Origin of the sequence: Xanthomonas sp. 1678 (genome assembly GCF_031455575.1) — a bacterium.
GTDB lineage: Bacteria > Pseudomonadota > Gammaproteobacteria > Xanthomonadales > Xanthomonadaceae > Xanthomonas_A.
In genome coordinates this window covers 33400-58107 of sequence record NZ_JAVDSZ010000011.1, presented here as the reverse complement: position 1 = coordinate 58107, position 24708 = coordinate 33400, and the positions used below count along the sequence as shown (strand labels likewise).

Annotated in this window: 21 protein-coding genes; 15 read left to right on the top strand and 6 right to left on the bottom strand. The window is 67.7% G+C overall.

The features are described from left to right. Nucleotides 1-21: 21 nt before the first annotated feature. Nucleotides 22-2175: a prolyl oligopeptidase family serine peptidase gene (locus tag J2Y70_RS17885; protein WP_309920556.1), complete on the top strand. Its 2154-nt coding sequence runs from the start codon at nt 22-24 to the stop codon at nt 2173-2175. A 372-nt stretch (nt 2176-2547) separates the two neighbouring features. Here J2Y70_RS17885 and J2Y70_RS17880 read toward each other — a convergent pair whose 3' ends face one another. Both J2Y70_RS17880 and J2Y70_RS17875 read right to left on the bottom strand, forming a co-directional pair. Beyond that, nucleotides 2548-3015 carry a PaaI family thioesterase gene (locus J2Y70_RS17880; protein WP_309920553.1) on the bottom strand — a complete coding sequence of 156 codons (468 nt, stop codon included), beginning with the start codon at nt 3013-3015 and terminating at the stop codon, nt 2548-2550. Between the two features lie 583 nt (nt 3016-3598). Further along, nucleotides 3599-5497 carry a M61 family peptidase gene (locus J2Y70_RS17875; protein WP_309920551.1) on the bottom strand — a complete coding sequence of 633 codons (1899 nt, stop codon included), beginning with the start codon at nt 5495-5497 and terminating at the stop codon, nt 3599-3601. Between the two features lie 780 nt (nt 5498-6277). On the opposite strand from J2Y70_RS17875, the gene J2Y70_RS17870 reads away from it, so the two are divergent. From J2Y70_RS17870 to J2Y70_RS17855, 4 genes are all read left to right on the top strand, one after another. Continuing rightward, entirely contained in the window at nt 6278-7393 is a 1116-nt protein-coding gene (locus J2Y70_RS17870) for an ATP-binding protein (protein ID WP_309920548.1), read from the top strand. A 4-nt stretch (nt 7394-7397) separates the two neighbouring features. Then, complete coding sequence (locus tag J2Y70_RS17865) at nt 7398-7757, top strand: response regulator (RefSeq protein ID WP_309920545.1); 360 nt, start codon at nt 7398-7400, stop codon at nt 7755-7757. Between the two features lie 416 nt (nt 7758-8173). Continuing rightward, nucleotides 8174-9688 carry an ATPase domain-containing protein gene (locus J2Y70_RS17860; protein ID WP_309920542.1) on the top strand — a complete coding sequence of 505 codons (1515 nt, stop codon included), beginning with the start codon at nt 8174-8176 and terminating at the stop codon, nt 9686-9688. Beyond that, nucleotides 9685-11397: a response regulator gene (locus J2Y70_RS17855; protein WP_309920539.1), complete on the top strand. Its 1713-nt coding sequence runs from the start codon at nt 9685-9687 to the stop codon at nt 11395-11397. The genes J2Y70_RS17860 and J2Y70_RS17855 overlap by 4 nt, the downstream gene beginning before the upstream one ends. A gap of 36 nt (nt 11398-11433) precedes the next feature. On the opposite strand, the gene J2Y70_RS17850 is transcribed toward J2Y70_RS17855, so the two are convergent. Further along, the gene (locus J2Y70_RS17850) at nt 11434-12780 is read right to left on the bottom strand and encodes an Nramp family divalent metal transporter (protein WP_309920537.1); all 1347 of its coding nucleotides are present in this window, start codon (nt 12778-12780) and stop codon (nt 11434-11436) included. 147 nt (nt 12781-12927) lie between these two features. On the opposite strand from J2Y70_RS17850, the gene mntR reads away from it, so the two are divergent. The 3 genes from mntR (at nt 12928) to orn (ending at nt 14572) form a co-directional block, all read left to right on the top strand. Beyond that, nucleotides 12928-13392 (top strand): manganese-binding transcriptional regulator MntR, encoded by a 465-nt coding sequence (mntR, locus tag J2Y70_RS17845; protein ID WP_263394632.1) that lies wholly within the window; start codon nt 12928-12930, stop codon nt 13390-13392. Further along, a complete protein-coding gene (gene tadA / locus J2Y70_RS17840; protein ID WP_309920532.1) occupies nt 13389-13886 on the top strand; it encodes a tRNA adenosine(34) deaminase TadA in 498 nt (165 codons plus the stop codon). The genes mntR and tadA overlap by 4 nt, the downstream gene beginning before the upstream one ends. Before the next feature lie 104 nt (nt 13887-13990). Then, the gene (gene orn, locus J2Y70_RS17835; RefSeq protein ID WP_263394630.1) at nt 13991-14572 is read left to right on the top strand and encodes an oligoribonuclease; all 582 of its coding nucleotides are present in this window, start codon (nt 13991-13993) and stop codon (nt 14570-14572) included. Nucleotides 14573-14638: 66 nt separating this feature from the next. Here orn and J2Y70_RS17830 read toward each other — a convergent pair whose 3' ends face one another. Together J2Y70_RS17830 and ppsA are read right to left on the bottom strand one after the other, a co-directional pair. Next, on the bottom strand, nt 14639-15595 hold the full coding sequence (locus J2Y70_RS17830) for a mechanosensitive ion channel family protein (RefSeq protein WP_309920529.1): 957 nt from the start codon (nt 15593-15595) through the stop codon (nt 14639-14641). Beyond that, nucleotides 15595-17970: a phosphoenolpyruvate synthase gene (gene ppsA / locus J2Y70_RS17825; protein ID WP_309920526.1), complete on the bottom strand. Its 2376-nt coding sequence runs from the start codon at nt 17968-17970 to the stop codon at nt 15595-15597. Before ppsA ends, J2Y70_RS17830 begins: the two co-directional genes overlap by 1 nt. Before the next feature lie 146 nt (nt 17971-18116). On the opposite strand from ppsA, the gene J2Y70_RS17820 reads away from it, so the two are divergent. The 3 genes from J2Y70_RS17820 to J2Y70_RS17810 all read left to right on the top strand — a co-directional run bounded on the left by J2Y70_RS17820 (nt 18117) and on the right by J2Y70_RS17810 (nt 20136). Beyond that, nucleotides 18117-18938, top strand: coding sequence for a pyruvate, water dikinase regulatory protein (locus tag J2Y70_RS17820; protein WP_263394627.1), 822 nt, complete (start codon nt 18117-18119; stop codon nt 18936-18938). Between the two features lie 130 nt (nt 18939-19068). Then, the gene (locus J2Y70_RS17815; RefSeq protein WP_263394626.1) at nt 19069-19575 is read left to right on the top strand and encodes a DUF1249 domain-containing protein; all 507 of its coding nucleotides are present in this window, start codon (nt 19069-19071) and stop codon (nt 19573-19575) included. 72 nt (nt 19576-19647) lie between these two features. Further along, nucleotides 19648-20136, top strand: a complete 489-nt coding sequence (locus J2Y70_RS17810) for an 8-oxo-dGTP diphosphatase (protein WP_309920519.1) — start codon at nt 19648-19650, stop codon at nt 20134-20136. A gap of 291 nt (nt 20137-20427) precedes the next feature. Here J2Y70_RS17810 and J2Y70_RS17805 read toward each other — a convergent pair whose 3' ends face one another. Beyond that, on the bottom strand, nt 20428-21186 hold the full coding sequence (locus J2Y70_RS17805) for a 3-hydroxybutyrate dehydrogenase (RefSeq protein WP_309920516.1): 759 nt from the start codon (nt 21184-21186) through the stop codon (nt 20428-20430). Between the two features lie 142 nt (nt 21187-21328). Here J2Y70_RS17805 and J2Y70_RS17800 point away from each other — a divergent pair, with 142 nt between their 5' ends. Genes J2Y70_RS17800 through J2Y70_RS17785 form a run of 4 tightly spaced genes read left to right on the top strand, consistent with a single transcriptional unit; the run spans nt 21329 to nt 24688 of the window. Then, nucleotides 21329-21943, top strand: coding sequence for a phosphatidylcholine/phosphatidylserine synthase (locus J2Y70_RS17800; protein ID WP_263394623.1), 615 nt, complete (start codon nt 21329-21331; stop codon nt 21941-21943). A gap of 45 nt (nt 21944-21988) precedes the next feature. Then, nucleotides 21989-23188 (top strand): class III poly(R)-hydroxyalkanoic acid synthase subunit PhaE, encoded by a 1200-nt coding sequence (gene phaE / locus J2Y70_RS17795; RefSeq protein ID WP_309920510.1) that lies wholly within the window; start codon nt 21989-21991, stop codon nt 23186-23188. Then, nucleotides 23185-24261, top strand: coding sequence for a class III poly(R)-hydroxyalkanoic acid synthase subunit PhaC (locus J2Y70_RS17790; protein ID WP_309920508.1), 1077 nt, complete (start codon nt 23185-23187; stop codon nt 24259-24261). Before phaE ends, J2Y70_RS17790 begins: the two co-directional genes overlap by 4 nt. 43 nt (nt 24262-24304) lie before the next feature. Next, the gene (locus tag J2Y70_RS17785) at nt 24305-24688 is read left to right on the top strand and encodes a DUF5329 domain-containing protein (RefSeq protein ID WP_309920783.1); all 384 of its coding nucleotides are present in this window, start codon (nt 24305-24307) and stop codon (nt 24686-24688) included. Nucleotides 24689-24708: the final 20 nt, after the last annotated feature.

Below are 24708 nucleotides of genomic sequence, written 5' to 3'. Positions count from 1 at the left end.
CGGTTCGGGAAAGCACTATGCGTGTCCGCCGTGTTGGCGGGTGCGCAGACGGCTTGCTTCGATGGTGGGAGCACGAAAGAATCTTCGCCCGGCCAGGACACCATGCAGATCGCGTACCCGGAGACAACGCGCGGTATGGTGGCCGACAATCGGTTCGGCGTATCCGTTCCGGATCCCTATCGTTGGCTCGAAGGGGATTCCCGCACCGACAAGCACGTCGCGGCGTGGATCCACGCGCAGCAGCGCTTGACGACGGCGTACCTTTCCAACCTGCCCGGCCGTGAGGTCTTCCGCCGATCGCTCGCCTCGACCTATGACTATGAGCGCCTCGGCATCCCGCAGAAGAGCGGGGGCCATTACTTCTTCACGCGCAAAGCGGGCGATCAGAACCAGCCCGTGCTGGTCATGCGCGACGGCGCGGGCGCCGAGCGCGTCCTGATCGATCCCGCGGCATGGTCGAAGGACGGCACCGTCGCGTTTGCGGAATGGAGGGCATCACGAGACGGGACGCGCGTGGCCTATGCCGTGCAGGATGGCGGCAGCGACTGGCGCACGATCCGCGTCCTCGACGTGACAACCGGGAAGGCGACGGGTGACGTCGTGCAGTGGGCACGGTTCACGCAGATCGCATGGGCCAATGACGGATCGGGTTTCTACTATTCCCGATATCCCGAACCCAGGCGCGGCGCCGCCGACGCCGCAAGTCTTCTCAATCACGCCATTTATTTCCATCGGATCGGCACGCCACAGGCGGACGACACGCTGTTCTTCGCGACACCATCGAAGCCTGGGCGGATCAACTCTGCCGGCCTCACCGCCGATGGCCGTTATGCGATCGTCTATTCGAGCGATGATCTGGTGCATGCCGACGTCTCGGTGGTCGACCTGGGGCGGCGCGGCCGATCGCCCCGCCCATTGATCGAGAACGCACGGGATCGATGGTCGGTCATTGGCAATGTCGGCACGAGGCTCCTGCTGATGACCGACAAGGGCGCCGAACGATCGAAAATCGTGAGCGTGGATCTCGATGCGCCGAGGCCAGTGTTCACGGACCTGCTGCCGCAGCAGGACGCCATCTTGACCGGCGGATATCTGTCCGGGGGGCGGCTCCTCGCAACCTACCTTGTCGACGCCAAATCGGAGATCCACCGCTTCAAGCTTGATGGCAGCGCCGAGGGCATCGTGAATTTGCCCGGCATCGGCAGCGTGAGCACTGTCGTCGGCGAGCCGGAGGATCGCGAAGCATTCTTCGTCTACGCGAGCTTCAACCAGCCCAATACGGTCTATCGATATGACGTCGCGAGCGGACGAGTGGGTGCATGGGTAACGCCAAAGATCGGCGCCGACCTGGCCTCGATCGCCGTCTCGCAACATTTTTATCGGTCGAAGGACGGCGCGCGGGTGCCGATGTTCATCGCACGGCGGAAAGGTACGTCTGGCCCCGTTCCGACCCTCCTGACCGGCTATGGTGGCTTCGCGATCAGCATGCCGCCGGGTTATTCCGCCATGCTGACTCCGTGGATTCTGCAGGGCGGCGCTGTCGCGTTCGTCAACATGCGCGGCGGCGGCGAATATGGCGCAGCGTGGCATGCGGCAGGGCGCGGCTTGAAGAAGCAGAACGGCTTCGACGACATGATCGGCGCGGCCGAGTATCTGCGCGCGAACAAGATGGCGCCGTCCGACGGCGTCGCGATCTATGGCGACTCCGCGGGCGGATTGATGGTCGGTGCGGTCGTCAACCAGCGTCCCGACCTGTTTGCGGCGGCACTGCCGAGCGTCGGCGTCATGGACATGCTGCGTTTCGGCAAGTTCACCGGCGGCGCCTTGTGGCTTGGCGAGTACGGCGATAGCGAGCGCGAGGCCGATTTCCGCAACCTCCTGTCCTATTCGCCCTATCACAATGTCAGGGCAGGCAAGCCGTATCCCGCGATCCTAGTGATGACCGCCGATGCGGACAATCGCGTCGTGCCGGCGCATAGCTATAAATATGTCGCTGCACTGCAGGCTGCGGACCTGGGGCCCCGGCCGCGGCTGCTGCGGGTCGATGCCCGAGCGGGCCATGGCACAGGCAAGCCGACCAGCAAGGTGATCGAGGAGGCGGCCGACATGCTGGCGTTCGCGGCGCGTTGGACGGGCCTCAACGTAGGAGACGAGAGCAAGCGATGGGTGGAATGACCCGGCCGCGATCTACGGTTTGTCTTTCGTGCATGCCTGGGCGCCGCTAGATGCATCCTGGAGCGCTATGTCGGTGGACGGCGAAACGGAACATGCGCTGCAGCTCGTCGAACGCCGGGGCAATGCGCTGTACTGGCTCGGTAAAGCTCGTCGTGAGGCTTGCGACTTCATGGCCGTTGGACTGCGGCTGTGCCGCCGGCGGGCTTTCCGGCGCTGGGAGCGCCAAGGGCCTTCGCCGAGATTGCGCTCGAGCGTGAGGGAGACGTGCCGGAGGGCGCTCTCATGGTGCACGCGACCGTCCCAAGGTCCATCGAGACGGTTGCGGATCTTCCGGCGTATCCGGACGAACTTTGCAGTTGCTGTTTTTTCGGGTCAGGAGCGCTGCCGTTGCGGGCGCTCCATCACCAGCAGGGTCGAGGTCGCGCTGGCATAGATGCGCGCGTTGGCGTCCTTCAGCGTCGCCTCGGCAAAGGCGGCACGGCGGCCGACGGACAGGACGCGGCCTTCCGCGCGGAGCGGGCCGGTGTCGGCGGTGATCGGGCGCAGGTACGAAACCTTCAGTTCCAAAGTGGTGTAGGCCTGGTCCGCTGACAACGTGGAATGTACGGCGCAACCGCACGCCGAATCGAGCAGCGTCGCGGCATAGCCGCCGTGGACGGTGCCGATCGGGTTGTAGGCGTGCATGCCGGGCGTGCCTGCGAAGACGGCCCAACCATCGCCGGCTTCGACGAAAGTGAAGTCCAGCGAATCGCCGATCGGCGGTCGGCCTCCGGCGGCGATCAGCGCCTGCAGGGTCTCAAGCCCGGAAAGGCCGGGGGCGATTTCGTCGACGAGATTCACTGGCATGTCTCCAATGTGGGCCGGCCGCAGGGCGCGGACGGCTTCGGCAAGATTGGCGTCTGCAGGGCGCATCGCCTTTCTGTTTATATGATGACCATAATATATGGCCGTGCCAAGCGGCGGCCCTGACGGGGGCGTGGCCGACATTTCGCGCGGCTGCATGGCCACGCGCTCCTCGGTCGGCAGCGAAGGCCATGCGGGACTCGGCGAACTGGTGAAATCGCCCGGGCGGTCACCCTGGACGCCTCGAGTCACGTCTGCGCCGTGCCATTGCCGATGCAGAGATCCCGGCACGACCGATGTCCGCGCTCTCGCCGCTTCGTCCAGACCGTGCAGACCGGCATGTCCATCTGGTCCGCGACGGTGCCAGCCACAAGGAACTGGAAGACGTGGCGCGGGTTGCCATGCTGGAGTGGGCCGCGCGCATCGCAGAAGCTCGTAGGCAGGTGCTTGCCCCCAACTCGGGACGATCGCCATGCTCGGAAGATCTTTCGATATTGGGGACTGAGGAAAAGCCGCGCCCCGATCGCCGGTCAGCAGGGCAGGGCGGCGGCAGCGCCGGCGACGCGCAGCGGAGGCTGGATCATTTTTGCCGCGGCGCGAACAGCGTCCCCAGTCGATCCGGCTGTCCCGCGATCCGTTCCAGGTGCGGGTAGCGCAGCGTGCCGCGGTACTCCAGGGTGCGAGTGACAGTGCGGCCGTCCTGCTCGAACGTCACGCTGATCGGAGCGTTCGCTGCATGGCGCACCGCTTCGATCAGCCCCTCGCCCGTGAACGGCACGCCGCCGACGGACACGATCTTCGTCTTTGGGCCGATGCCCGCGCGGTAGGCCGGCCCATCCCACGCGATCGAACGGACCAGCCCGCTATCGGCCACCGTCAACCCGATCGAGTAGGACAGATCGGTCACCTCGAGTTCCTTCTCGTTCTGGCGGTACGTTGCGGTCGCGGTGTCGCTGTAGGCCAGCCGCCATCCCTGGCGTGCCAGCCCCTCGGACACGTCGAGTTCCGCGTGGCCGTCGAGCCAGCGCCGGAGGAAGCGGGGCCAGTCATACGGCGCGACCGCGTTCAGCGCCTTGGCCACATCGTCGAATACATAGGTCCGCGTCGGCGCATCGGGCGCGGCGCCGGCGAAAAAGATCTTCGCAAAATCATCGATCCCGCGCCGTCCGCCGCTCTGCTTGCGCAACAGGGCGTCGACGTCGAGCCACAGCAGGACGCCCTCCAGGTAATAGTCCCGGCGGCGTTGCCAGTCGCGCCATGGAACCGCCTTGCGCAGCATGAACGCGGGATAGTTGACGTCGTCCGACAGCGATCGCCAGGCACGGCCCGGGCGGTTGGCGATTTCGGCCGCATCGAGCGCCAGCTTGTCGAGCGTCTCCTCGCGCGTGCGCAGCCCCGATCGCGCGGCCAGTACGCGACCCCAGAACTCCGTCTGTCCTTCGTAGACCCAGAGCAGGCTGCCGCCTTGCGGCTCATTCGGCGTCGGCGTCCACAGATCGGCGGGCGTCCGATAGAGGCCGTTCCAGGCGTGGACGAATTCGTGCGCGAGGATATCGCGGTTGTTGAGCTGTCCCTCCCAGTCGGAGAAGTAGTTCGAGGGCAGGGAAATCTCGCTCGACCTCCGGTGCTCGGTTCCCCCGGCCGACCCGTCGTCCTCCATGCGGGCGAGGAAGGCGTAGTGCCCGAACGGCGCCGCGCCGAACACGGCGCCCGCCTGCTCCACCATGCGGCTCAGGGCCTCGATGCGCTCCGTCGCGACGGCCAGATCGTCGGGCCGGCGCGCGATCAGGTCGACCGACACCGTCGCCGGTCCCAGCGCGGACAACGACAGCTGCCGAGCGTGGCGCGCAGCATAGACCGGCGCGTCGAGCAGGGTTTCGAGCGAGGCTGGCGCGAACCGCGATCTGCCATCGCGGGTGTCGAGCGCCACGAGCGAGGTGAAGGGCTGCAGTCCCGCCGGGAACGTCACGGTCGCGGCAATGGTCAAGTTGCGCGCGTACCAGCCGGCCGGGTACAGGATCAGCCGCTGCCAGGGCACGACCACCAGGTCCGGCGAGAGCTCATCGTCGGCGCCCACGATCTGGAACCGCACCTCGATCGTTCGCGTGCCGGCAGGCACCTCCAGATCGAAGGCGTGCGGATCGTGCGGATTGCGGCGCCATGCCAGCGGCCGGCCATCGGCCTCCACCTGCAGCCCGGCGAGATCGACTACTGAGAGGCTCGGTCCATGGCTCGCCGCTTCCCAGCGTGGGTAGAGCAGGGTCATGGCGCCCGCCTGCTGTACCGGGATGCGCTCGCGAACGACGAACAGCTTGTGCGCGATATCGGCCTGCTCGACGTCGAGTTCGATCGTGCCGGCAAAGACGTGGTCGACCGGCCGCGCGATCGATGGACTCTCCAGCGTCTGGACCGGAAGCGTCGGCGTGTGCGCGGCGGCTGTGGAGACGCCGACAAGACACGCCGTTGCGGCGACGAGCAACCGCCAGCCACTTCGCCAAGCGAACGCTGTCGCAATTATGTCAAAACTCCTTCCCGTCGTTTGCGCCGGCTTCTTGGTAGAAGCCAAACGCGGTTTCGAATGCGCCGGTCTCTTGCTCGCTCGACCTTCCAAGAGTTCGTCCGAGATCAGCGGCTCCAGCCACAGCAAATTGCGGCGAAGATTACCTGCAATGGCCTCGGCTTGGATCGCTGTGGATCAGGACATGCAAATCCCCATGGCCAAGGCATCGACACCGTGCGGCAGCGCGTGCCGGTTTTCGGATCTTCGTCGATCACGGACGAAGATCGCGCTGGCTATCCGCAAGCCGATCGGACCCGACGGATCCGATCGCTGATCCGATCAACGCGCCGGCTTCACGGCAGCGTTGTTCGAAGGCGTTGTCAGGATGGCGCTGGCGATCATGTTAAAGAGATGGTCGGCCTGCGGCGCGAACCCGGGGTTGGCCACCGAGCCCGCGCGCGCTGCGCATTCCCGCCGGCGCCGGCGCGGCTGGCGCCGACCGACGCCGGCCGAGGCGAAGCCCGCCGGCCAAGGCAATCCACCATGGCGGCCAGGAAGCCGCCGATGGCGATGCGCGACAGGACGTGCCGGAGCGGGCCGGTTGCAGCAAGCGCAGCCCCTAACGTCCCGCCGGCTGGCTGTCCTGCACCGGGCGCGGCAAGGGCGCGCGGGCGATTCGCTGCAACGGGGACGAAATCCACAAAAAACTAACAAATGGCTGGCTACTTTGAGTGCACTTCACAGCGCCACCTTGATTGAATGCGCATTCCGCTTGCGACCGAAGCAGACCGGCTGCTCCTGCAGAGCGTGACCGACTACGCGATCTACATGCTCGACCCGGACGGCTTCATCCTCAGCTGGAATACCGGCGGCCGCCACATCAAGGGCTACGAAGAGGCCGAGATCATCGGCCAGCATTTTTCCCGGTTCTATACCCCGCAGGACGCCGCCGACGGCTTGCCGCGGAAGGGGCTGGACACGGCCAAGCGCGAAGGCCGCTACGAGGCCGAGGGCTGGCGGGTGAGGAAGGACGGCTCGCATTTCCGCGCCAGCGTCGTCATCGATCCGGTGTGGAAGGACGGCGAACTGGTGGGCTATGCAAAGGTCACCCGCGACGTCACCGAAAAGTTCAACGCCGCCGAAAACCTGCGCAAGGCCGAACGCGCCCTGGCGCAGGCGCAGAAGGTGCAGGCCATCGGCCGCTTGACGCTGGGCATCGCGCACGATTTCAACAACCTGCTGGCGATCATCGTCGGCAGCCTGGACCTGCTGGCCAAGAGCCAGCACGACGCACGCAGCAAGCTGCTGATCGGCGCGGCGACCGACGCGGCCGAGCGCGGCAGCAGGCTGTCGCAGCAGATGCTGGCTTTCGCCCGCGGCCAGGACCTGGTGCCCGAGCCGAACGAGGTCAATGCGCTGATCGTCGAGGCCGCCGAGCTGTATCGGCGTGTGGCCGGCGAGAGCATCGCCTGCGAGTTCGCGCTCGCCGAGGCGCTGCCGACCGTCGTCGTCGACGCCAGCCAGTTCGAGGCGGCGCTGATGAACCTTGTCGCGAACGCGCGCGATGCGATGCCGCACGGCCGGATCGTGATTTCCACCCGGCTGTGCCGGTCCGACGCGACCCAGCACGTGGAAGCCAAGCCCGATCAGGACTACGTCTGCGTCGCGGTGCAGGACGACGGCCCGGGCATGTCCGAGGAGGTGCGGCTGCGCGCCATGGAACCGTTCTTCACCACCAAGGACGTCGGCAGCGGCAGCGGCCTGGGCTTGAGCCAGGTGTTCGGATTCGCCGGCCAGTCGGGCGGGTTCGCGACCATCGAAAGCAAGGAGGGGGACGGCACCCTGGTCACCATGTACATCCCCGTTGCGAATTGACGCCATGACCAACAGAAAGATCCTGTACGTCGAGGACGACGCGTTGCTGCGGATGGTGACGGTCCTCGCTCTGAAGGATGCCGGGTTCGAGGTGCTCGAGGCGGCCAACGGCATCCAGGCGCAGGCGGAACTGGCCATCGGGCAGTTCGACTGCGTGATCAGCGACATCAGCATGCCCGGCGGCGTGAGCGGCATCGAGGTCGCGCGGACCGCGCAGGCGATGAATCCGGACTGCGTGACGATCCTGGTGTCCGGCTACGCGCTCTCGCAGCTGCCGCCGTTGCCGCCCACGGCGCGTTTCCTGTCCAAGCCGTATCGCATGCACGAGCTGTTGGGGACGCTCGATTCGCAAGGCAGTGCATGACCTCGCCACCGCGCCCGGCGATGTCGTCGCCACGGCGTGCCGCGCCGATGCCGCGGTGCTTCGCGCCCGGCCGGCTCCAGTCAGTTTGTTTTCAGGGCCCGCATCGTCGCGACGGTATGAAACCAGGCCGGCGATCGGCGCCGTTTGTGGCGCGATTGCGCATGACATGAAGGCCGTTGGCGGCGCGTCCGACGCCGCTTGTGCCTACACAGAAAAATCACTTTGCCGAACGTAGTGTGCTTGGCGTCGATGATGCGTGAGCATGGGGCGTGCCCGTGGGGGCGTGCGCCGGCCGCACATCTGGACGAGGCGTGCTGACGCAGGGCGAACTCGCATCCGAGTCGCTGCGCGTGGCCCGCGGAACGCCGTGGGAGAGCACTGCCTTTCAATCCAAAATGCAACCAAAAAGGACGACCATGACACCCCAACCGCAGCCCGAGCACGTGAACAGCGATGACCTGCCACGCATCTCGACCGGCAGTGTGGGTCTGGACAACATCCTTGGCGGCGGCGTCGATGCCAACCGCCTCTACCTGTACGAAGGCCGGCCAGGCACCGGCAAGACCACCATCGCCTTGCAGTTCCTGCTGGAAGGCGCGCGGCATGGCGAGCGCGTGCTCTACATCACCCTGTCCGAGACCCAGCGCGAACTGCGCCTGGTGGCTGCCCGCCACGGCTGGAGCATGAACCAGGTCGAGGTGTTCGAACTGGTGCCGCCGGAGACCGCGCTGGATCCGGAGCGCGAACTCACCGTGTTCCATCCGGCGGAAATGGAACTGACCGAGACCACCAAGCTGATCTTCGACAAGATCGAACAGCTCAATCCCAGCCGCGTGGTCCTGGACAGCCTGTCGGAACTGCGCCTGCTTGCGCAGAGTCCGCTGCGCTATCGCCGCCAGGTGCTGGCGCTGAAGCATTTCTTCGCCAGCCGCCAGTGCACGGTGATCCTGCTCGACGACCTGTCCTCGCAGGAAAACGACTTGCAGCTGCATTCCATCACCCACGGCGTGGTGCTGCTGGAGCAGTTGGCCATCGACTACGGCGCCGAACGTCGGCGCCTGCGTGTGATCAAGATGCGCGGCATCCAGTTCCGCGGCGGCTACCACGACTTCACCATCGAAAAAGGCGGGCTGGAGATCTATCCGCGGCTGATCGCGGCCGAATACAAGCATCACCAGATCGAAGAAGTCGCTCCCAGCGGCAACGCCGAGCTGGATCGCCTGCTCGGCGGCGGGCTGGAGCGCGGCACCAATGTCCTGCTGCTGGGCGCGGCCGGCGTGGGCAAGTCCTCGCTGGCGTTGAGCTTCGCCATCGCCGCGGCCGAGCGTGGCGAACACAGCGTGTTCTTCGCCTTCGACGAGGGCCGCAGCACGGTGGAGGCGCGCGCCCGGACCTTGGGCCTGCCGCTGAAGGACAAGCTCGACAACGGGCTGATCCGTTTCCAGCAGATCGACCCGGCGGAGATGTCGCCGGGCCAGTTCGCCGCGACCGTGCGCCGCAGCGTGGAGGTGGACGGTGCGAAGGTCATCGTCATCGACAGCCTCAACGGCTACCTCAATGCGATGCCGGACGAGCGCTTCCTGATCCTGCAGATGCACGAGCTGCTCAGCTACCTGGGCCAGCAGGGCGTGCTGACCATCCTGGTGCTGGCGCAGCATGGCCTGGTCGGCCCGATGGAAACGCCGCTGGACCTGAGCTACCTGAGCGATTCGGTGCTGATGCTGCGCTATTTCGAGGTGAACGGTACGGTGCGCCGCGCGCTGTCGGTGGTGAAGAAGCGCAGCGGCAGCCACGAGAACACCATCCGCGAATTCCGCCTCAGCGGCGACGGCATCCACGTCGGTCCGCCGCTCAAGGGATTCAGCGGCATCTTCTCCGGAACGCCACGCTACAGCGGGGAGGATCTGCCGCTGCTGGATACGCTTGCATGAGCAGCAGCGACGCGACCGAGCACCGCGTCCTCGTGCATGCGCCGATCGGGCGCGATGGCGCGGCTTCGGTGGAACTGCTGCGGCGTGGCGGTGTGGTGGCCTACAACTGCGCGGACCTAGACGCGCTGGTGCGGGAGCTGGGCGTCGGCGCCGCGGCGGTGTTCGTCGCCGAGGAAGGCCTGTTCGGCAAGGATGCGGCGGCGCTGTATGCCTGGGCCGATGCGCAGCCGGCCTGGTCGGACCTGCCGTTCCTGGTGCTGACCAGCCATCAGGAACAACCGTCCGTGGTGGCCTGGCGCCGCAACCTAGTGGCCTCGCTGCGCAACGTCGCGCTGCTCGAACGGCCGGTGCAGGCCATCACCTTCACCAGCACCATCCGCGCCGCGCTGCGCGCCCGCGCCCGCCAGTACGAAGTGCGCTCGCTGCTGCAGGTGCAGGCCTCGGCGGCGCAGGAACTGGAAGCGCAGGTGGTGGCGCGCACGCGCGAGCTGGAAGAGGCCAACCGCCTGCTGCGCACGCAGATGGACGAACGCGCCCGGGTCGAGGAAACCCTGCGCCAGGCGCAGAAGATCGAGGCGATCGGGCAATTGACCGGTGGCGTCGCGCACGATTTCAACAACCTGCTGATGGTGATCTCCGGCGGCCTGGCGATGCTCGACACGCAGGCCGATCCGGCCATACGCAAGCGGCTGATGGACGGCATGCAGAAGGCCGCGCAACGCGGCGCCGGACTGACCCGGCAACTGCTGGCGTTCTCGCGGCGACAGGAACTCAAGCCAGAGCCGGTCGACCTGACCCGGCAGATCGGCGGCATGCGCGAGCTGCTGGACCGCAGCCTGCGCGGCGACGTGCACGTGGATTTCGATTTCGCCGAGGAGCTGTGGCCGATCGAGGTGGACCCCGGCGAACTGGAGCTGGTGGTGCTCAACCTCACGGTCAACGCGCGCGATGCGATGCCCAACGGCGGCACCATCGTGGTGCGGGCGCAGAACGTGGCGGGCGCCGGCAAGACCGATCCGGATTTCATCCGGCTGTCGATCATCGACACCGGCACCGGCATGGCGCCAGAGGTGAAGGCGCGGGTGTTCGAACCGTTCTACACCACCAAGGACATCGGCAAGGGCTCGGGCCTGGGCCTGGCGCAGGTGCACGGGTTCGTGCAGCAATCCGGCGGTTCCATCCACATCGACAGCGATGTCGGGCAGGGCACGGCGATCCATCTGCTGCTGCCGCGCTCGTTCCGCGCGCCGGCACCGGACGAGCGGCACCTGGTGGACGTGCAGGTCGCGCGCCGTGCCCCGGGCGAAGCCGGCTATGTGCTGCTGGTGGAGGACGACGACGAGGTCGCGGCCCTGGTCGGCGAGATGCTGCGCCAGCTGGGGTACCAGGTCACCCGCGTGGCCAGCGCGGCGGCGGCGCTGGGCGCGCTGGCCAACGAGCGCGCGGTGGACATCGTGTTCTCCGACATCATGATGCCCGGCGGCATGAACGGCCTGGAGCTGGTCCACGAAATCCGCACGCGGCGCAAGGCGCTGCCGATCCTGCTCACCAGCGGCTATGCGGAAGCGGCGAAGTCCGCGGCCGAGGCCGAAGGCGTGCAGATCCTGTCCAAGCCCTATCGGTTGGACGAACTGGCCGCCGCGCTGCAGCAGGTGCGGGCCAACGCCGGCACGTCCGGCAAGTCGGAGGCCGCGCCGCTGTGTTCGTGACCTGGCGCGTCGCGCTGTGCAGGCGGCGGCCGCGGCTCAGTGCAGCAGGGTATCGGCGAGCAGCTTCACGTTCAGCGCCACGATCAGCGCGGCGATCGCCCACGACAGCCTGATCAGCCAGCGCGGCGCCACCAGCGCGCCCATCTTGCGTTTGTCGGCGACGAAGCGCACCAGCGGGATCACCGCGAACGGCAACTGCATCGACAGCAACACCTGGCTCAGCACCAGCAGCTTGGCAGTGCCTTGCTCGCCGTACAGCCAGGTCACCACCACCACCGGCACGATCGCCAGGCCACGGGTCAGCAGGCGCCGCGCCCACGCCGGGATGCGCAGGTGCAGGAAGCCTTCCATCACGATCTGTCCGGCCAGCGTCGCGGTCACCGTGGAGTTGATGCCCGAGGCCAGCAACGCCACCGCGAACAGGGTCGAGGCCAGGCCGACGCCGAGCATCGGCGCCAGCAGTTCGTAGGCCTGCTCGATCTCCTCCACGTCGGTGCGGCCATGTGCATGGAACACCGCCGCGGCCAGCACCAGGATCGCGGCGTTGACGAACAGCGCCAGGCTCAGTGCGATGGTGCTGTCGGTCAGCGCCCAGCGCAGCGCCGAGCGGCGGCCCTGGTCGTTGCGTTCGTAGGCGCGGGTCTGCACGATCGACGAGTGCAGGTACAGGTTGTGCGGCATCACCGTGGCGCCGATGATGCCGATCGCCAGGTACAGCGCGGCCGGGTTGGTCACCACTTCGGCACGCGGGATGAAGCCGGCCAGCACCTCGCGCAGCGGCGGCGCGGCCAGCGCGATCTGCACCAGGAAGCAGGCGAAGATCACCAGCAGCAGCGCGATCACGAACGCCTCCAGCGTGCGGAAGCCGCGCCGCATCAGGTACAGCACCAGCAGCGCGTCGACCGCGGTGATGATCGCGCCGACGGTCAACGGGATGCCGAACAGCAGCTTCAGCGCGATCGCGGTGCCGATCACCTCGGCCAGGTCACAGGCCACGATCGCCGCCTCGCAGGCCAGCCACAGCAGGAAGTTGACCGGCCTGGAATAGTACTCGCGGCAGGCCTGCGCCAGGTCGCGGCCGGTGGCGATGCCCAGCCGCGCCGCCAGGCCCTGCAGCACGATCGCCATCAGGTTCGACAGCAGGATCACCGACAGCAGCAGGTAGCCGAAATGCGAGCCGCCGGCGATGTCGGTGGCCCAGTTGCCCGGGTCCATGTAGCCCACCGAAACCATGTAGCCCGGCCCGAGGAAGGCCAGGAAGCGGCGCCAGCCGAGGCCGCCGCTGGGCACGGCGACGCTGCCGTTCATGCGCCCGAGGCTGCGCCGTGGCGGGCCGCTGGCCTGCGGCCAGGCGGCGTTGGAATCGGGCAGGGGATCGGCCATGGCGGAAGCGCGCGAGGAAGGAGCACGAAGAATTATATAGCACTTGCTATGCTACTTAGCATTGGCAAATCGAATCGCGGCGATAGGCGCAATTTCGGCCAGAATAGGCGGCGGCCGGCGTGCGCCGGCACGGACAAGGGCGTTGCGATGCAGAAAAGCGGGAAGTTGACGGCGCCAGGGGCGGTGCTGCTCGACGCGCAGGTACAGGTCGAAAGCTTCCGCCAGGTGCGCGAGGCGCACCGCCTGGAGCTGATCGAGGACTATGTGGAGCTGATCTCCGACTTGCTGGCCGATGGCGGCGAGGCGCGGCAGGTGGACATCGCCGCGCGCCTGGGCGTGGCCCAGCCGACCGTGGCGAAGATGCTCAAGCGCCTGGTCAAGGGCGGCTGGGTGGTGCAGCGGCCGTATCGCGGCGTGTTCCTGACGCCGGAGGGCGAGGCGCTGGCGGCCGCCAGCCGGCAGCGGCACCAGACCGTGGAGCAGTTCCTGCTGGCCTTGGGCATCGACGAGGACATCGCGCGGCGCGACGCCGAGGGCATCGAACACCACGTCAGCGAAGCCACGCTGGCGGTGTTCGCCGAGTTCGTGCGCAAGCACGCCGCGGCGCGATGAACGGCGCGGACGACAGCGCCGCGCGCGACGAACGCTGGATGCTGCACGCGCTGGCCCTTGCCGACCGCGCCGAGCGCGAGTTCGACGAGATTCCGGTCGGCGCGGTGCTGGTCTCGGCCACGGACGAGGTGCTGGGCGAGGGCTGGAACCTCAACATCGCCGAGCACGACCCCAGCGCGCACGCCGAGATCGTGGCGCTGCGCCAGGCCGGGCGCCGGCTCGGCAACCATCGCTTGGTCGGCAGCACTCTGTACGTGACCCTGGAGCCGTGCGCGATGTGCGCGATGGCGGTGGTGCACGCGCGCGTGGCGCAGCTGGTGTTCGCGGCGGCGGATCCGAAGACCGGCGCCTGCGGCAGCGTGTTCGATCTGGTGGCCGATCCGCGCCACAACCACCGCGTGCAGGTGCGCGGCGGGGTGCTGGCGGCACCGGCCGGGCTGCGCCTGACCAACTATTTCCGCGCCAAGCGCGGCAGGCCGCTGCTCGGCGGCTGAGCGCTGCCGCCGGGCGTGAAGCCGCTGCGCGGCGCGCGCTATCATGCGCGACCGATACGAAACCCCCGCGCCGGCATCGCCGCCGCGAACGACTGGATGGTGCTATGGCGGAACCGCGCGTGGACAACGATCGTCTGATCTGGATCGATCTGGAAATGACCGGATTGGATACCGACAAGGATTCGATCATCGAGATCGCCACGGTGGTCACCGACACGCAGCTCAACGTGCTGGCCGAGGGTCCGGAATTCGCCATCGCCCATCCGCTGCAGACGCTGCAGGCGATGGACGAGTGGAACCGCAACCAGCATCGCCATTCCGGGCTGTGGCAGCGCGTGCTCGACAGCAACGTCACCCTGGGCCAGGCCGAGGCGCAGACCGTGGCGTTCCTGGCGCAGTGGTGCAAGCCCGGCGCTTCGCCGATGTGCGGCAACTCGATCTGCCAGGACCGGCGTTTCCTGCACCGGCAGATGCCGCGGCTGGAGCGCTTCTTCCATTACCGCAACCTGGACGTGTCCACATTGAAGGAACTGGCGCGGCGCTGGGCACCGGCGATCGCCTCGGGACTCAACAAGACCTCCTCGCACACCGCGCTCAGCGACGTGCACGACTCGATCGACGAACTGCGCTACTACCGTCCGTTCATGGGTGCGCTGAGCGGGCAGGGCGGCGGCGCCGCGCGCTGAAGTCCCGCGATGCAGCGCGTAGGACCGTGCCTGGCGGGCACGGTCTTGCGACGCGCCGGGATGGCCTCAACGGGCCAGCGGCGGGCCCTGCTTGGTCTCGCCGTCGTCGGTCACACCCTTCAGCAACAGCTCGGCGATCGGGCGGCCATCGGCATCGTGGTGGTACACGTGCAGATCGCGCTGCGGATAGGGAATGCTGAGCCCGTTCTCCAGCAGCTGGTTGCGGATGTTCTCGAGCGTGGTGCTCTTGGCCGCGCCGAAGTCGCCGTTCCTGGCGTAGGCGAACAGCATCAGGTCCACCGTGCTCTCGCCCAGGTTGGTGACCTGCACGAACGGCGCCGGCGTCTCCAGGATGGCCGGATTGTCCTGGGCGATCTGCAGCAGCAGCTGCTGGGCTTTCTTCAGGTCGTCGCCATAGCCGACGCCGACGGTGATCTCCAGGCGCCGGTTGGGCAGGGTGCTGTAGTTGACGATCGGCGCGGTGGTGATGGTGCTGTTGGGCAGGGTGATCATGCGCTCGTCGAAGCTGCGGATGCGGGTCTGGAAGATCCGGATCTCGTCGACGATGCCTTCCTGCCCGGCTATGACCACGTGGTCGCCGTCGCGCATCGGCCGCAGCACGATCAGCATCACCCCCGAGGCGATATTGGACAGCGAATCCTTCAGCGCCAGGCCGACCGCCAGGCCGGCCGCGCCGAGCACCGCGAACAGCGACGTCGGCGGCACCCCGATCTTCTGCAGCGCCGACACGAACACCAGCACCAGCAGCAGCGCATAGGCGACGTTGCGCAGGAAATTGCTGAGCGTGGTTTCCACCCGTGCGCGCATCAGCGCACGGTGCAGCCATTGGCTCAGGCGCTTGGCGATCCACATCCCCAGCACCAGGATGACCAGCGCCACGCCCCAGTTGAGCGCGTACTGCGCCCAATCCAGGTCCCGCCAGCTCAAGGATTGCCGCACCTGTGCCGGTGCGGCGGGGGCGGCCGCCGCGGCCGCCGCCATCAACGTTGCTGCCGTCGCCATCAGCCGGCGGCTTTCAGCTTGGCCAGGCGCAACCAGGTATCGACCACGGTGTCGGGATTCAGCGACACCGACTCGATGCCTTCCTGCATCAGCCACTCGGCCAGGTCCGGGTGATCCGATGGACCCTGGCCGCAGATGCCGACGTACTTGCCCTTGGCGCGCGCGGCCTTGATCGCCATCGACAGCATCTTCTTCACCGCCGGATTACGCTCGTCGAACAGGTGCGCCACGATCGACGAATCGCGATCCAGGCCCAGGGTGAGCTGGGTCAGGTCGTTGGAGCCGATCGAGAAGCCGTCGAAGATCTCCAGGAACTCGTCGGCGAGCAGCGCGTTCGACGGCACCTCGCACATCATGATGATCTTCAGGTTGTTCTCGCCCTGGCGCAGCCCGTTCTGGGCCAGCACCTCGATGACCTTGCGGCCTTCCTCGAGGGTGCGCACGAACGGGATCATCACCCACATGTTGTCCAGGCCCATCTCGTTGCGGACCTTGAGCACCGCCTTGCATTCCAGCGCGAACGCGGCCGAGAAGCTCGGATCGACGTAGCGGCTGGCGCCGCGGAAGCCGATCATCGGGTTCTCTTCGTGCGGCTCGTAGTTGCTGCCGCCGATCAGGTTGGCGTACTCGTTGGACTTGAAGTCCGACAGGCGCACGATCACCGGGTTCGGCGCCACCGACGCGGTCAGCGTGGCGATGCCTTCGGCCAAGCGGTTGATGTAGAAACTGACCGGATCGGCATAGCCGGCGATCTTCTCGTCGATCTTCTTCTTGGTCGCCGCGTCCTGCTTGGCGTACTCCAGCAGCGCGTTGGGATGGATGCCGATGTGCGCGGCGATGATCATCTCCAGCCGCGCCAGGCCGATGCCGGCGTTGGGCAACTGGCCGAAGTCGAACGCGCGCTCCGGGTTGGCCACGTTCATCATGATCTTCAGCGGCGCCGGCGGCATATTGCCCAGGTCGGTGGTGGTGCGCTCGAACGGCAGCAGGTCGGCGTAGATGAAGCCGGTGTCGCCCTCGGCGCAACTGACCGTGACCTCGCGGCCGTCCTCGATCAGCTCCATCGCGTTGCCGGTGCCGACCACCGCCGGCACGCCCAGCTCGCGGGCGATGATCGCCGCGTGGCAGGTGCGGCCGCCGCGGTTGGTGACGATCGCCGAGGCGCGCTTCATCACCGGCTCCCAATCGGGATCGGTCATGTCCGCGACCAGCACGTCGCCGGCCTGCACCCGGCTCATGTCGTCCAGGCTGCGCACCACGCGGGCCACGCCGGCGCCGATCTTCTGGCCGATAGCGCGGCCTTCGGCGATCACCGTGCCGCGCTTTTCCAGCGCGAAGCGCTCGATCTGGGTGGCATGGCCGCGCGACTTCACGGTTTCAGGACGCGCCTGCACGATGAACAGCTTGCCGCTGACGCCGTCCTTCGCCCACTCGATGTCCATCGGCCGCTGGTAGTGCTTCTCGATCACCAGCGCCTGCTTGGACAGCTCCTGCACGTCCTCGTCGCTGATCGAGAAGGTGTTGCGCAGTTCGGCCGGGGTGTCCTCGATGCGAACGCGCTCGCCGGGCACATCCGAATACACCATGCGGATCAGCTTGCTGCCCAGCGAACGGCGCAGGATCGCCGGCTTGCCGGCATTGAGGGTGGGCTTGTAGACGTAGAACTCGTCGGGATTGACCGCGCCCTGCACGACCATCTCGCCGAGGCCGAAGCTCGAGGTAACGAACACCACGTCGCGGAAACCGGACTCGGTGTCGAGCGTGAACAGCACGCCGGAGGCGCCGACGCCGGAGCGCACCATCAGCTGCACGCCGGCCGACAGGAACACGTCCTCGTGCTTGAAGCCGTGGTGCACGCGGTAGGCGATGGCGCGGTCGTTGTACAGGCTGGCGAAGACTTCCTTGACCTTGTGCACCACGTCGTCGGCGCCGGTCACGTTGAGGAAGGTCTCCTGCTGGCCGGCGAAGCTGGCGTCGGGCAGGTCTTCGGCGGTTGCGGATGAGCGCACCGCCACTGCCACGTCGCCGCCGCCGTTCTCGGCGCACAGCTGCGCGTAGGCGTCGCGGATCGCCTGGTCCAGCTCCGGCTGCAGCGGCGCCTCGGTGACCCAGCCGCGGATTTCCTTGCCGGCCACGGTCAGCGCGCCGACGTCTTCCACGTCCAGCGTCGCCAGCTTGTCGAAGATGCGCTGGTAGAGATTGTTGTGGGCGACGAACGCCTTGAACGCTTCGGCGGTGGTGGCGAAACCGCCGGGCACCGAGACGCCGAGTCCTGCCAGGTTGCCGATCATTTCGCCGAGGGAAGAGTTCTTGCCACCGACGCGGGCCAGGTCGGTCAAGCGCAACTCGTGCAACCAAAGGATGTTCTCGTTCAAGCGCGATGCTCCGTAGGGCCATCGCCCGAGGCGGGCAGAGTGGCCGCGTCCGTGGGGGAAGAAGCCGATATCATGCAGTGCGCACCCGAGTGGGCACAAGCTCAAGCGGGTGCATCCGTTGGGTTTCAGCAAGGAGAATGCAGGCTATGTCGACGATCCGACCGGTGTTCTACGTGTCCGATGGAACCGGTATCACCGCTGAAACCATTGGGCATAGCCTGCTCACCCAGTTCAGCGGTTTCAGCTTCGTCACCGACCGCATGTCGTTCATCGACGATCCGGAAAAAGCGCGCGAAGCGGCGCAGCGCATCCACGCCGCGGGGGAGCGTTACCAGGTGCGGCCGATCGTGGTCAACTCCTGCGTCGATCCGCAGCTGAGCATGCTGCTGTCCGAAAGCGGCGCGCTGATGCTCGATGTGTTCGCGCCGTTCATCGAGCCGCTGGAGCGCGAATTGAACGCGCCGCGGCATTCGCGGGTAGGGCGGGCGCACGGCATGGTCGATTTCGAGACCTATCACCGCCGCATCAACGCGATGAACTTCGCGTTGGCCCACGACGACGGCATCGCGATCAACTACGACGAGGCCGACCTGATCCTGGTTGCCGTCTCGCGCGCCGGCAAGACGCCGACCTGCATCTACCTGGCGCTGCATTACGGCGTGCGCGCGGCCAACTATCCGTTGACCGAGGAGGACCTGGAACACGACCGGCTGCCGCCGCGGCTGCGTCCCTACCGCAGCAAGCTGTTCGGGCTGACCATCGACCCGGACCGCCTGCAGCAGATCCGCCAGGAGCGGCGGCCGAATTCGCGCTATTCCAACCTGGAGACGTGCCGACGCGAGGTGTCCGCGGCCGAGACCATGTTCAGGATGGAGCGGATCCCGACCCTGAGCACCACGCATACCTCGATCGAGGAGATTTCCAGCAAGGTGCTGGCGACGCTGGGCCTGCAGCGCGAGATGTTCTGAATGCGGCGGCGCCAGAGGGAGGGCGCATCGGGCAGGCCGCAAAACGCCGTGCCGAGACCTCCAAGGTAGGCCGGCACGGGCGATCCGTCAATGCTGCCGCGCGGGCGTTTCAACGTGTAGCATCGGCTCCATGCAGCACGCCCTGACCCGCAGCGAACGCATCCCCCGGCTCAGCCGATTCGGCTGGCTGATGGGGCTGTACGCCGAGAACTACGTTCACCTGAATCGCCTGTTCGTCCCGTCGGACCTGGCCGTGGGCAGCTACCTGTCCTCGATCGGCGACGGCCTGGACCTGCGCCTGGACGTGATCGAGCACCACCGCTACACGGTGGAACTGCGCCTGACCTACGACCTGTGCGACCCGCTCACCGGCGAGCCGGACCCGTCGGCCTACGTGCGCATGTACCGCGATGCGCGCCAGGCCGAGACCACGCATTGCTACGTCGGCCGCCGCTGGCAGGACGTGATGGGGCTGTATCCGCCGCCGGCGGAACTGATCAGCCACCGCATGCGCATGAACACCTTCCTCAGCAAATGGCTGGAATACCTGGCCGAACGCGGCCATGGCGTGGCCACGCTGAAGCCGGCCGCGCCATTGCCGCGGCCGGCGCAGGACGCGCCGGTGCCGCTGCTGTAAGCGTGGTGGCATAGACCGCTCGCCGCGGCGGATGCGGCATACTGCGCGCCCGCCGACTCGCCCGACCGCCGCATGCCTTACACCCCGATCGTCGCCACGCTGGGCTACGTGCTGTCGCCCGACCGTTCCAAGGTGCTGCTGATCCATCGCAACGCGCGGCCCGGCGACCATCACCTGGGCAAGTACAACGGCCTGGGCGGCAAGGTCGAGGCCGACGAGGACGTGCTGGACGGCATGCGCCGCGAGATCCGCGAGGAGGCCGGCATCGAATGCGAGGCGCTGCAATTGCGCGGCACCATCAGCTGGCCCGGCTTTGGCAAGCACGGCGAGGACTGGCTGGGCTTCCTGTTCCTGATCAGCGCCTACAGTGGCGAACCGTTCGCCGAGAACGCCGAGGGCACGCTGGCCTGGGTGCCGGTGGCGGACATGCCATTGCTGCCGCTGTGGGAGGGCGACCGCCATTTCCTGCCGCTGGTGTTCGACGCCGATCCACGTCCGTTCCACGGGGTGATGCCGTATCGCGACGGGCGCATGCTGTCGTGGCGCTACTCGCGGGTCTGAGCGCCACCGCGCCTGCGCTGCGCTTGTCCACAGCGGCTGTGGATCGATCCTGCACAAGCCTGTGGGCAAGCGCGGCAAGTCGCTGATACGGCTGGCCGATTTTGCCGACTGGCGAAACTTTCGCCAGCCGCTGCCGCGCTTCTCCACAGCGGGTGTGGATGGAACCGACCGAAGTCTGTGGATAAGAGTGCGGCCGCGTTGCAGCGCAACGCCCGCCGCCGCATTGGCGAAAAATTCGCCAGCAAGGATCGCCGTTCCGCAACCCCATTGTTGCCGGCACGCGCCGTCGCGCTATTGCGCGGTCCAGCCGCCGTCGATGGCGATGGTCTGCGCGGTGATGTTGCGCGCCGCCGGCGAGGCCAGGAACGCGACGCAGCCGGCCAGCTCGTCGTAATCGATGAACACGCCCTTGGGCATCGGCTTGAGCATCACCTGCGCGATCACGTCGGCCTCGGAGATGCCGCGGGTGCGCGCCTGGTCGGCGATCTGCTTGTCCACCAGCGGCGTCTTCACATAGCTGGGGCACAGCGTGTTGATGGTGATGTCGGTATCGGCGGTCTCCAGCGCGACGGCCTTGGAAAACCCGACCAGGCCGTGCTTGGCGGCGACGTAAGCGCTCTTGTACGGGCTGGCGACCAGCGAATGGATGCTGCCGATGTTGACGATGCGGCCGAAGCCGCGCGCGCGCATGCCCGGCAGCAGCGCCTGGGTCAGCCGCGCCACGCCGGTCAGCATCACTTCGACCAGCAGGCTCCACTTGGCCATCGGGAAGTCCTGCAGCGGCGCCACGTGCTGCAATCCGGCGTTGTTGACCAGCACGTCCACCGGCCGCGAGATCGCCGCCAGGGCCGCATCGATGCTGGCCTCGCTGCTCACGTCCAGCGCCACCGCCTCGGCCGAGCCGCCGGCCTCGCGCAGTTGCGCGGCCACTGCGGCGGCCGCGCGCACATCCAGGTCGCTGACGACGATGTGGCGGCCGCCGGCGGCCAGTTCGCGGGCGATGCCGGCGCCGATGCCGCTGGCGGCGCCGGTGATCAGGACGGTCTGCATGGGAAGCACCTGTGGGCGAGGGGCGACAAGCGTAGCAGCGCGCCGCGACGCCGCCATGGCGGCGATCCTCGCCACTGCGCTGGCGCCACGCTACCCTGTGCCGGTCGCACCCTTCTCACGCTGGATCCGCCACGCTATGCCGATGAAACGCCACTTCTCCATGCTGCGCGAATTCCAGTTGGCCGACTGGTTCACCCTGGCCAACGCCTTCTGCGGCACCGGCGCGGTGTTCGCGTCGATGCGCTTCCTGCAGGAGGGCCGGCGCAGCGACCTGCTGATCGGCATGGCGCTGATCCCGCTGGCGTTCGTGTTCGATGCGCTGGACGGGCGCGTGGCGCGCTGGCGCAAGTCCTCGTCCACCCTCGGCCGCGAACTGGATTCGCTGGCCGACGTGATCTCCTTCGGCGTCGCCCCGGCCGCGCTGGCCTACGCCTGCGGCATGCAGGGCGGCTGGGACTGGCTGGTGCTGAGCTTCTTCGTGTGTTGCGGGGTCAGCCGCCTGGCGCGCTACAACGTCACCGCCGAGCAGCTGGCCGGCGACGGCGACAAGGTCCCGTATTTCGAAGGCACGCCAATCCCCAGCAGCCTGGCGTTGGTGATCGTGCTCGCGGTCGCCGCGTACCTGGGCCACATCGGCGACGCGCTGTGGTGGGGCCAATGGCGGCTGGGGCCGTGGCTGCTGCACCCGCTGGTGCTGCTGTTCGCGCTGTCCGGTTCGCTGATGATCAGCAAGACCCTGCGTATTCCCAAGCCCTGACCGGGTGCAGTTGCTATCATCCCCGTCTGACCTGGGAGGGTGGCGATGAAGGCTAGCGGCGGCAACGATGCCGGCGATTTCGAGGCGTTGGCGCGGCAGTACTGGGGCGCGTGGAGCGAGGCGCTGCGCCAGGGCGGGGCTGCGCCCGCAGCGCCCGCCGATGGCGCCGCTGGTCCGTGGCGCGAGGCGATCGACACCTGGGCGCAATGGCTGCCGCGCGGCGCCGCGCCTCAGACCGAGGATGCGGTGGCGCAGCTGCAGCGACAGGCCGGCAACTGGTTCGGCGCGATGCAGCAGGTGGCCGCGCAGTTCGCCGGGCGCGATGCGGGCAGCGCGGACGTGGCCGCGGCCTGGAAGCAGCAGGTGCAGGGCCAGCGCGAGCAGATGCTGCAATGGTTGCTCGGCACCGCCCGCGGCGCCGGCCAGGCCGGCGTGGATCCGTGGCTGCAGCAGGCGGCGCAATGGCTGCAGGGTTGGCAGCGCGACAGCGGGCCGTGGCTGCAGATGCCGGGCTTCGGCCCGGGCCGCAACCACCATGCGCGCTGGCGCGCGCTGGCCAAGGCGCAGCAGGACTACCAGGCGCAGCTGCAGGCGTACATGGGCCAGTTGCAGGGCGCGATCGACAACGCCTTCGGCGTGTTCGAGGCCAAGCTGCGCGAGCACGAGGATCCCGGCCGCCAGCTGACCAACGCGCGGGCGATGTTCGACCTGTGGATCGACGCCGCCGAGGAGGCCTATGCGGCTTCGGCGTTGTCGGAGGAGTTCCGCGAGGTCTATGCCGGCTTCGCCAACGCGCAGATGCGCCTGCGTTCGCTGCTGCAGCGCGAGACCGAGCAACTGTGCGAGCAATTGGGCCTGCCGACCCGCAGCGAACTGGATGCCGCGCATCGGCACATCGCCGATCTGGAGCGGCGGCTGCGGCGGCTGGAGCGCGGTGCCGCGCCGGTCGCGGCGACGGCGAACCCCCAGTCCACCGAGAACGCCGCACCCGCATCGCGTCCGCAGTCGCGCGGCCGGCCTGCCGCTGCTCCCGCGTCCAAGGCGGCGCCAGCCGGCACGCCGGCCAAGGCCGCCGCGAAGCGGCCCACCAAGCGCGCCGCTTCCGCGTCCAAGCCGCCGGTCAAGTCCAAGCCTGTCGCGCCGTCCAAACCTGTCGCGTCATCAAGGTCTGCCGCGGCGTCCAAGCCCGCCGCCAGGCCGGCGCGTGGCAAGCCGGGCGTGGCGCCGCGCCGGGGCCGCGCATGAAAGGGCCGTTGAGCTTCAGCAGCGACGACCTGCTGCAGGAAACCCTGGAGCTGCAGCGCAAGCTCATGGAAGGGCTGCGCGTGCTGCCCGGGCTGGACGAGGTGCAGTACGGCGTCACCGAGCGGCAGGAGGTGTGGCGCGACGGCAAGGTGGTGCTGTACCGCTTCGTCGGCAGCAAGCCGCCGACCGCGAAGGTGCCGCTGCTGATCGTCTATGCGCTGGTCAACCGCCCGTACATGGTCGACCTGCAGGCCGACCGCTCGCTGGTGCAGGGTCTGCTGGCGCTGGGCGAGGACGTCTACGTGCTCGACTGGGGCTATCCGGACCGGTCCGAGCGCTACCTGACCCTGGAAGACTATCTGCTGCGCTACATCGACGGCGCGGTCGACCACCTGCGCGCGGCCACGGCCGGCGCGCCGGTCAACGTGCTCGGCATCTGCCAGGGCGGCACCTTCTCGCTGTGCTATGCGGCGCTGCAGCCGGCGAAGGTGCGCAACCTGGTGACGATGGTGACCCCGGTGGATTTCCATACTCCGGACAACATGCTGTCCAACTGGGCGCGCCAGGTGGACGTGGATCTGTTCGTGGACACGCTGGGCAACGTGCCGGCGGATCTGATGAACGCCAGCTACCTGATGCTCAAGCCGTTCCGGTTGAACCTGCAGAAATACGTCGGGCTGCTGGACATCCTCGACGATCCGCGCGCGCTGGAGGACTTCCTGCGCATGGAAAAATGGATCTTCGATTCGCCCGACCTGGCCGGCGAGACGTTCCGCGAGTTCGTCAAGCAGTTCTACCAGGACAACGCGCTGATGCATGGCCGCGCGCGCATCGGCGACCACGCTGTGGACCTGGCCCGGGTCGCCATGCCGGTGCTCAATGTCTATGCCGAGCAGGACCACCTGGTGCCGCCGGACGCATCGCGCGCGCTGCGCGGCCTGGTCGGCAGCGAGGACTACGCCGAGCTCAGCTTTCGCGGCGGCCACATCGGCATCTACGTGTCCGGCCGCGCGCAACGCGAAGTGCCGGCGGCGCTGCACCGCTGGCTGGCCGAGCGCGATGGCGGAGAATAGACGCATGATGAAACCCACCACGCGATCCGCGCAGCGGCTCGGCATGCGCCTGTTCGCGTTCGGCCTGGCCTGCGTTTGCACGGTCGCGGCCGCAGCCGCGCCGTCGCCGGTCGCCGAGCGCGAAATCAACGCGCTGCTGGCGGCCTTGCAGGCTTCGCCGTGCCGGTTCCAGCGCAACGGCAGCTGGTATCCGGCGGCGGAGGCCAAGGCGCACCTGCAGCGCAAGTACGACTACCTGCGCAAGCGCGAGATGGCCGCCACCGCCGAGCAGTTCATCGAGCGCGGCGCCAGCCAAAGCAGTAGCAGCGGCAAGGCTTACCGGGTGGCGTGTCCGGGCCAGCCGGAGCAGGATGCGGCGGCCTGGTTCGCGCAACAGCTGGCGGTGCTGCGCCGTCACGCCCCGCCCGCGGCGCCGCGCCCAGACTGAGCGCGCATTTGCCGCAGGAG

Excerpts from the sequence above, each read along its gene's own strand:
- J2Y70_RS17870 (WP_309920548.1), top strand. The coding sequence starts at position 6,278 with ATGCGCATTCCGCTTGCGACCGAAGCAGACCGGCTGCTCCTGCAGAGC.
- J2Y70_RS17865 (WP_309920545.1), top strand. The coding sequence starts at position 7,398 with ATGACCAACAGAAAGATCCTGTACGTCGAGGACGACGCGTTGCTGCGG.
- J2Y70_RS17860 (WP_309920542.1), top strand. The coding sequence starts at position 8,174 with ATGACACCCCAACCGCAGCCCGAGCACGTGAACAGCGATGACCTGCCA.
- J2Y70_RS17855 (WP_309920539.1), top strand. The coding sequence starts at position 9,685 with ATGAGCAGCAGCGACGCGACCGAGCACCGCGTCCTCGTGCATGCGCCG.
- J2Y70_RS17850 (WP_309920537.1), bottom strand. The coding sequence starts at position 12,780 with ATGGCCGATCCCCTGCCCGATTCCAACGCCGCCTGGCCGCAGGCCAGC.
- mntR (WP_263394632.1), top strand. The coding sequence starts at position 12,928 with ATGCAGAAAAGCGGGAAGTTGACGGCGCCAGGGGCGGTGCTGCTCGAC.
- tadA (WP_309920532.1), top strand. The coding sequence starts at position 13,389 with ATGAACGGCGCGGACGACAGCGCCGCGCGCGACGAACGCTGGATGCTG.
- orn (WP_263394630.1), top strand. The coding sequence starts at position 13,991 with ATGGCGGAACCGCGCGTGGACAACGATCGTCTGATCTGGATCGATCTG.
- J2Y70_RS17830 (WP_309920529.1), bottom strand. The coding sequence starts at position 15,595 with ATGGCGACGGCAGCAACGTTGATGGCGGCGGCCGCGGCGGCCGCCCCC.
- J2Y70_RS17820 (WP_263394627.1), top strand. The coding sequence starts at position 18,117 with ATGTCGACGATCCGACCGGTGTTCTACGTGTCCGATGGAACCGGTATC.
- J2Y70_RS17815 (WP_263394626.1), top strand. The coding sequence starts at position 19,069 with ATGCAGCACGCCCTGACCCGCAGCGAACGCATCCCCCGGCTCAGCCGA.
- J2Y70_RS17810 (WP_309920519.1), top strand. The coding sequence starts at position 19,648 with ATGCCTTACACCCCGATCGTCGCCACGCTGGGCTACGTGCTGTCGCCC.
- J2Y70_RS17805 (WP_309920516.1), bottom strand. The coding sequence starts at position 21,186 with ATGCAGACCGTCCTGATCACCGGCGCCGCCAGCGGCATCGGCGCCGGC.
- J2Y70_RS17800 (WP_263394623.1), top strand. The coding sequence starts at position 21,329 with ATGAAACGCCACTTCTCCATGCTGCGCGAATTCCAGTTGGCCGACTGG.
- phaE (WP_309920510.1), top strand. The coding sequence starts at position 21,989 with ATGAAGGCTAGCGGCGGCAACGATGCCGGCGATTTCGAGGCGTTGGCG.
- J2Y70_RS17790 (WP_309920508.1), top strand. The coding sequence starts at position 23,185 with ATGAAAGGGCCGTTGAGCTTCAGCAGCGACGACCTGCTGCAGGAAACC.
- J2Y70_RS17785 (WP_309920783.1), top strand. The coding sequence starts at position 24,305 with ATGCGCCTGTTCGCGTTCGGCCTGGCCTGCGTTTGCACGGTCGCGGCC.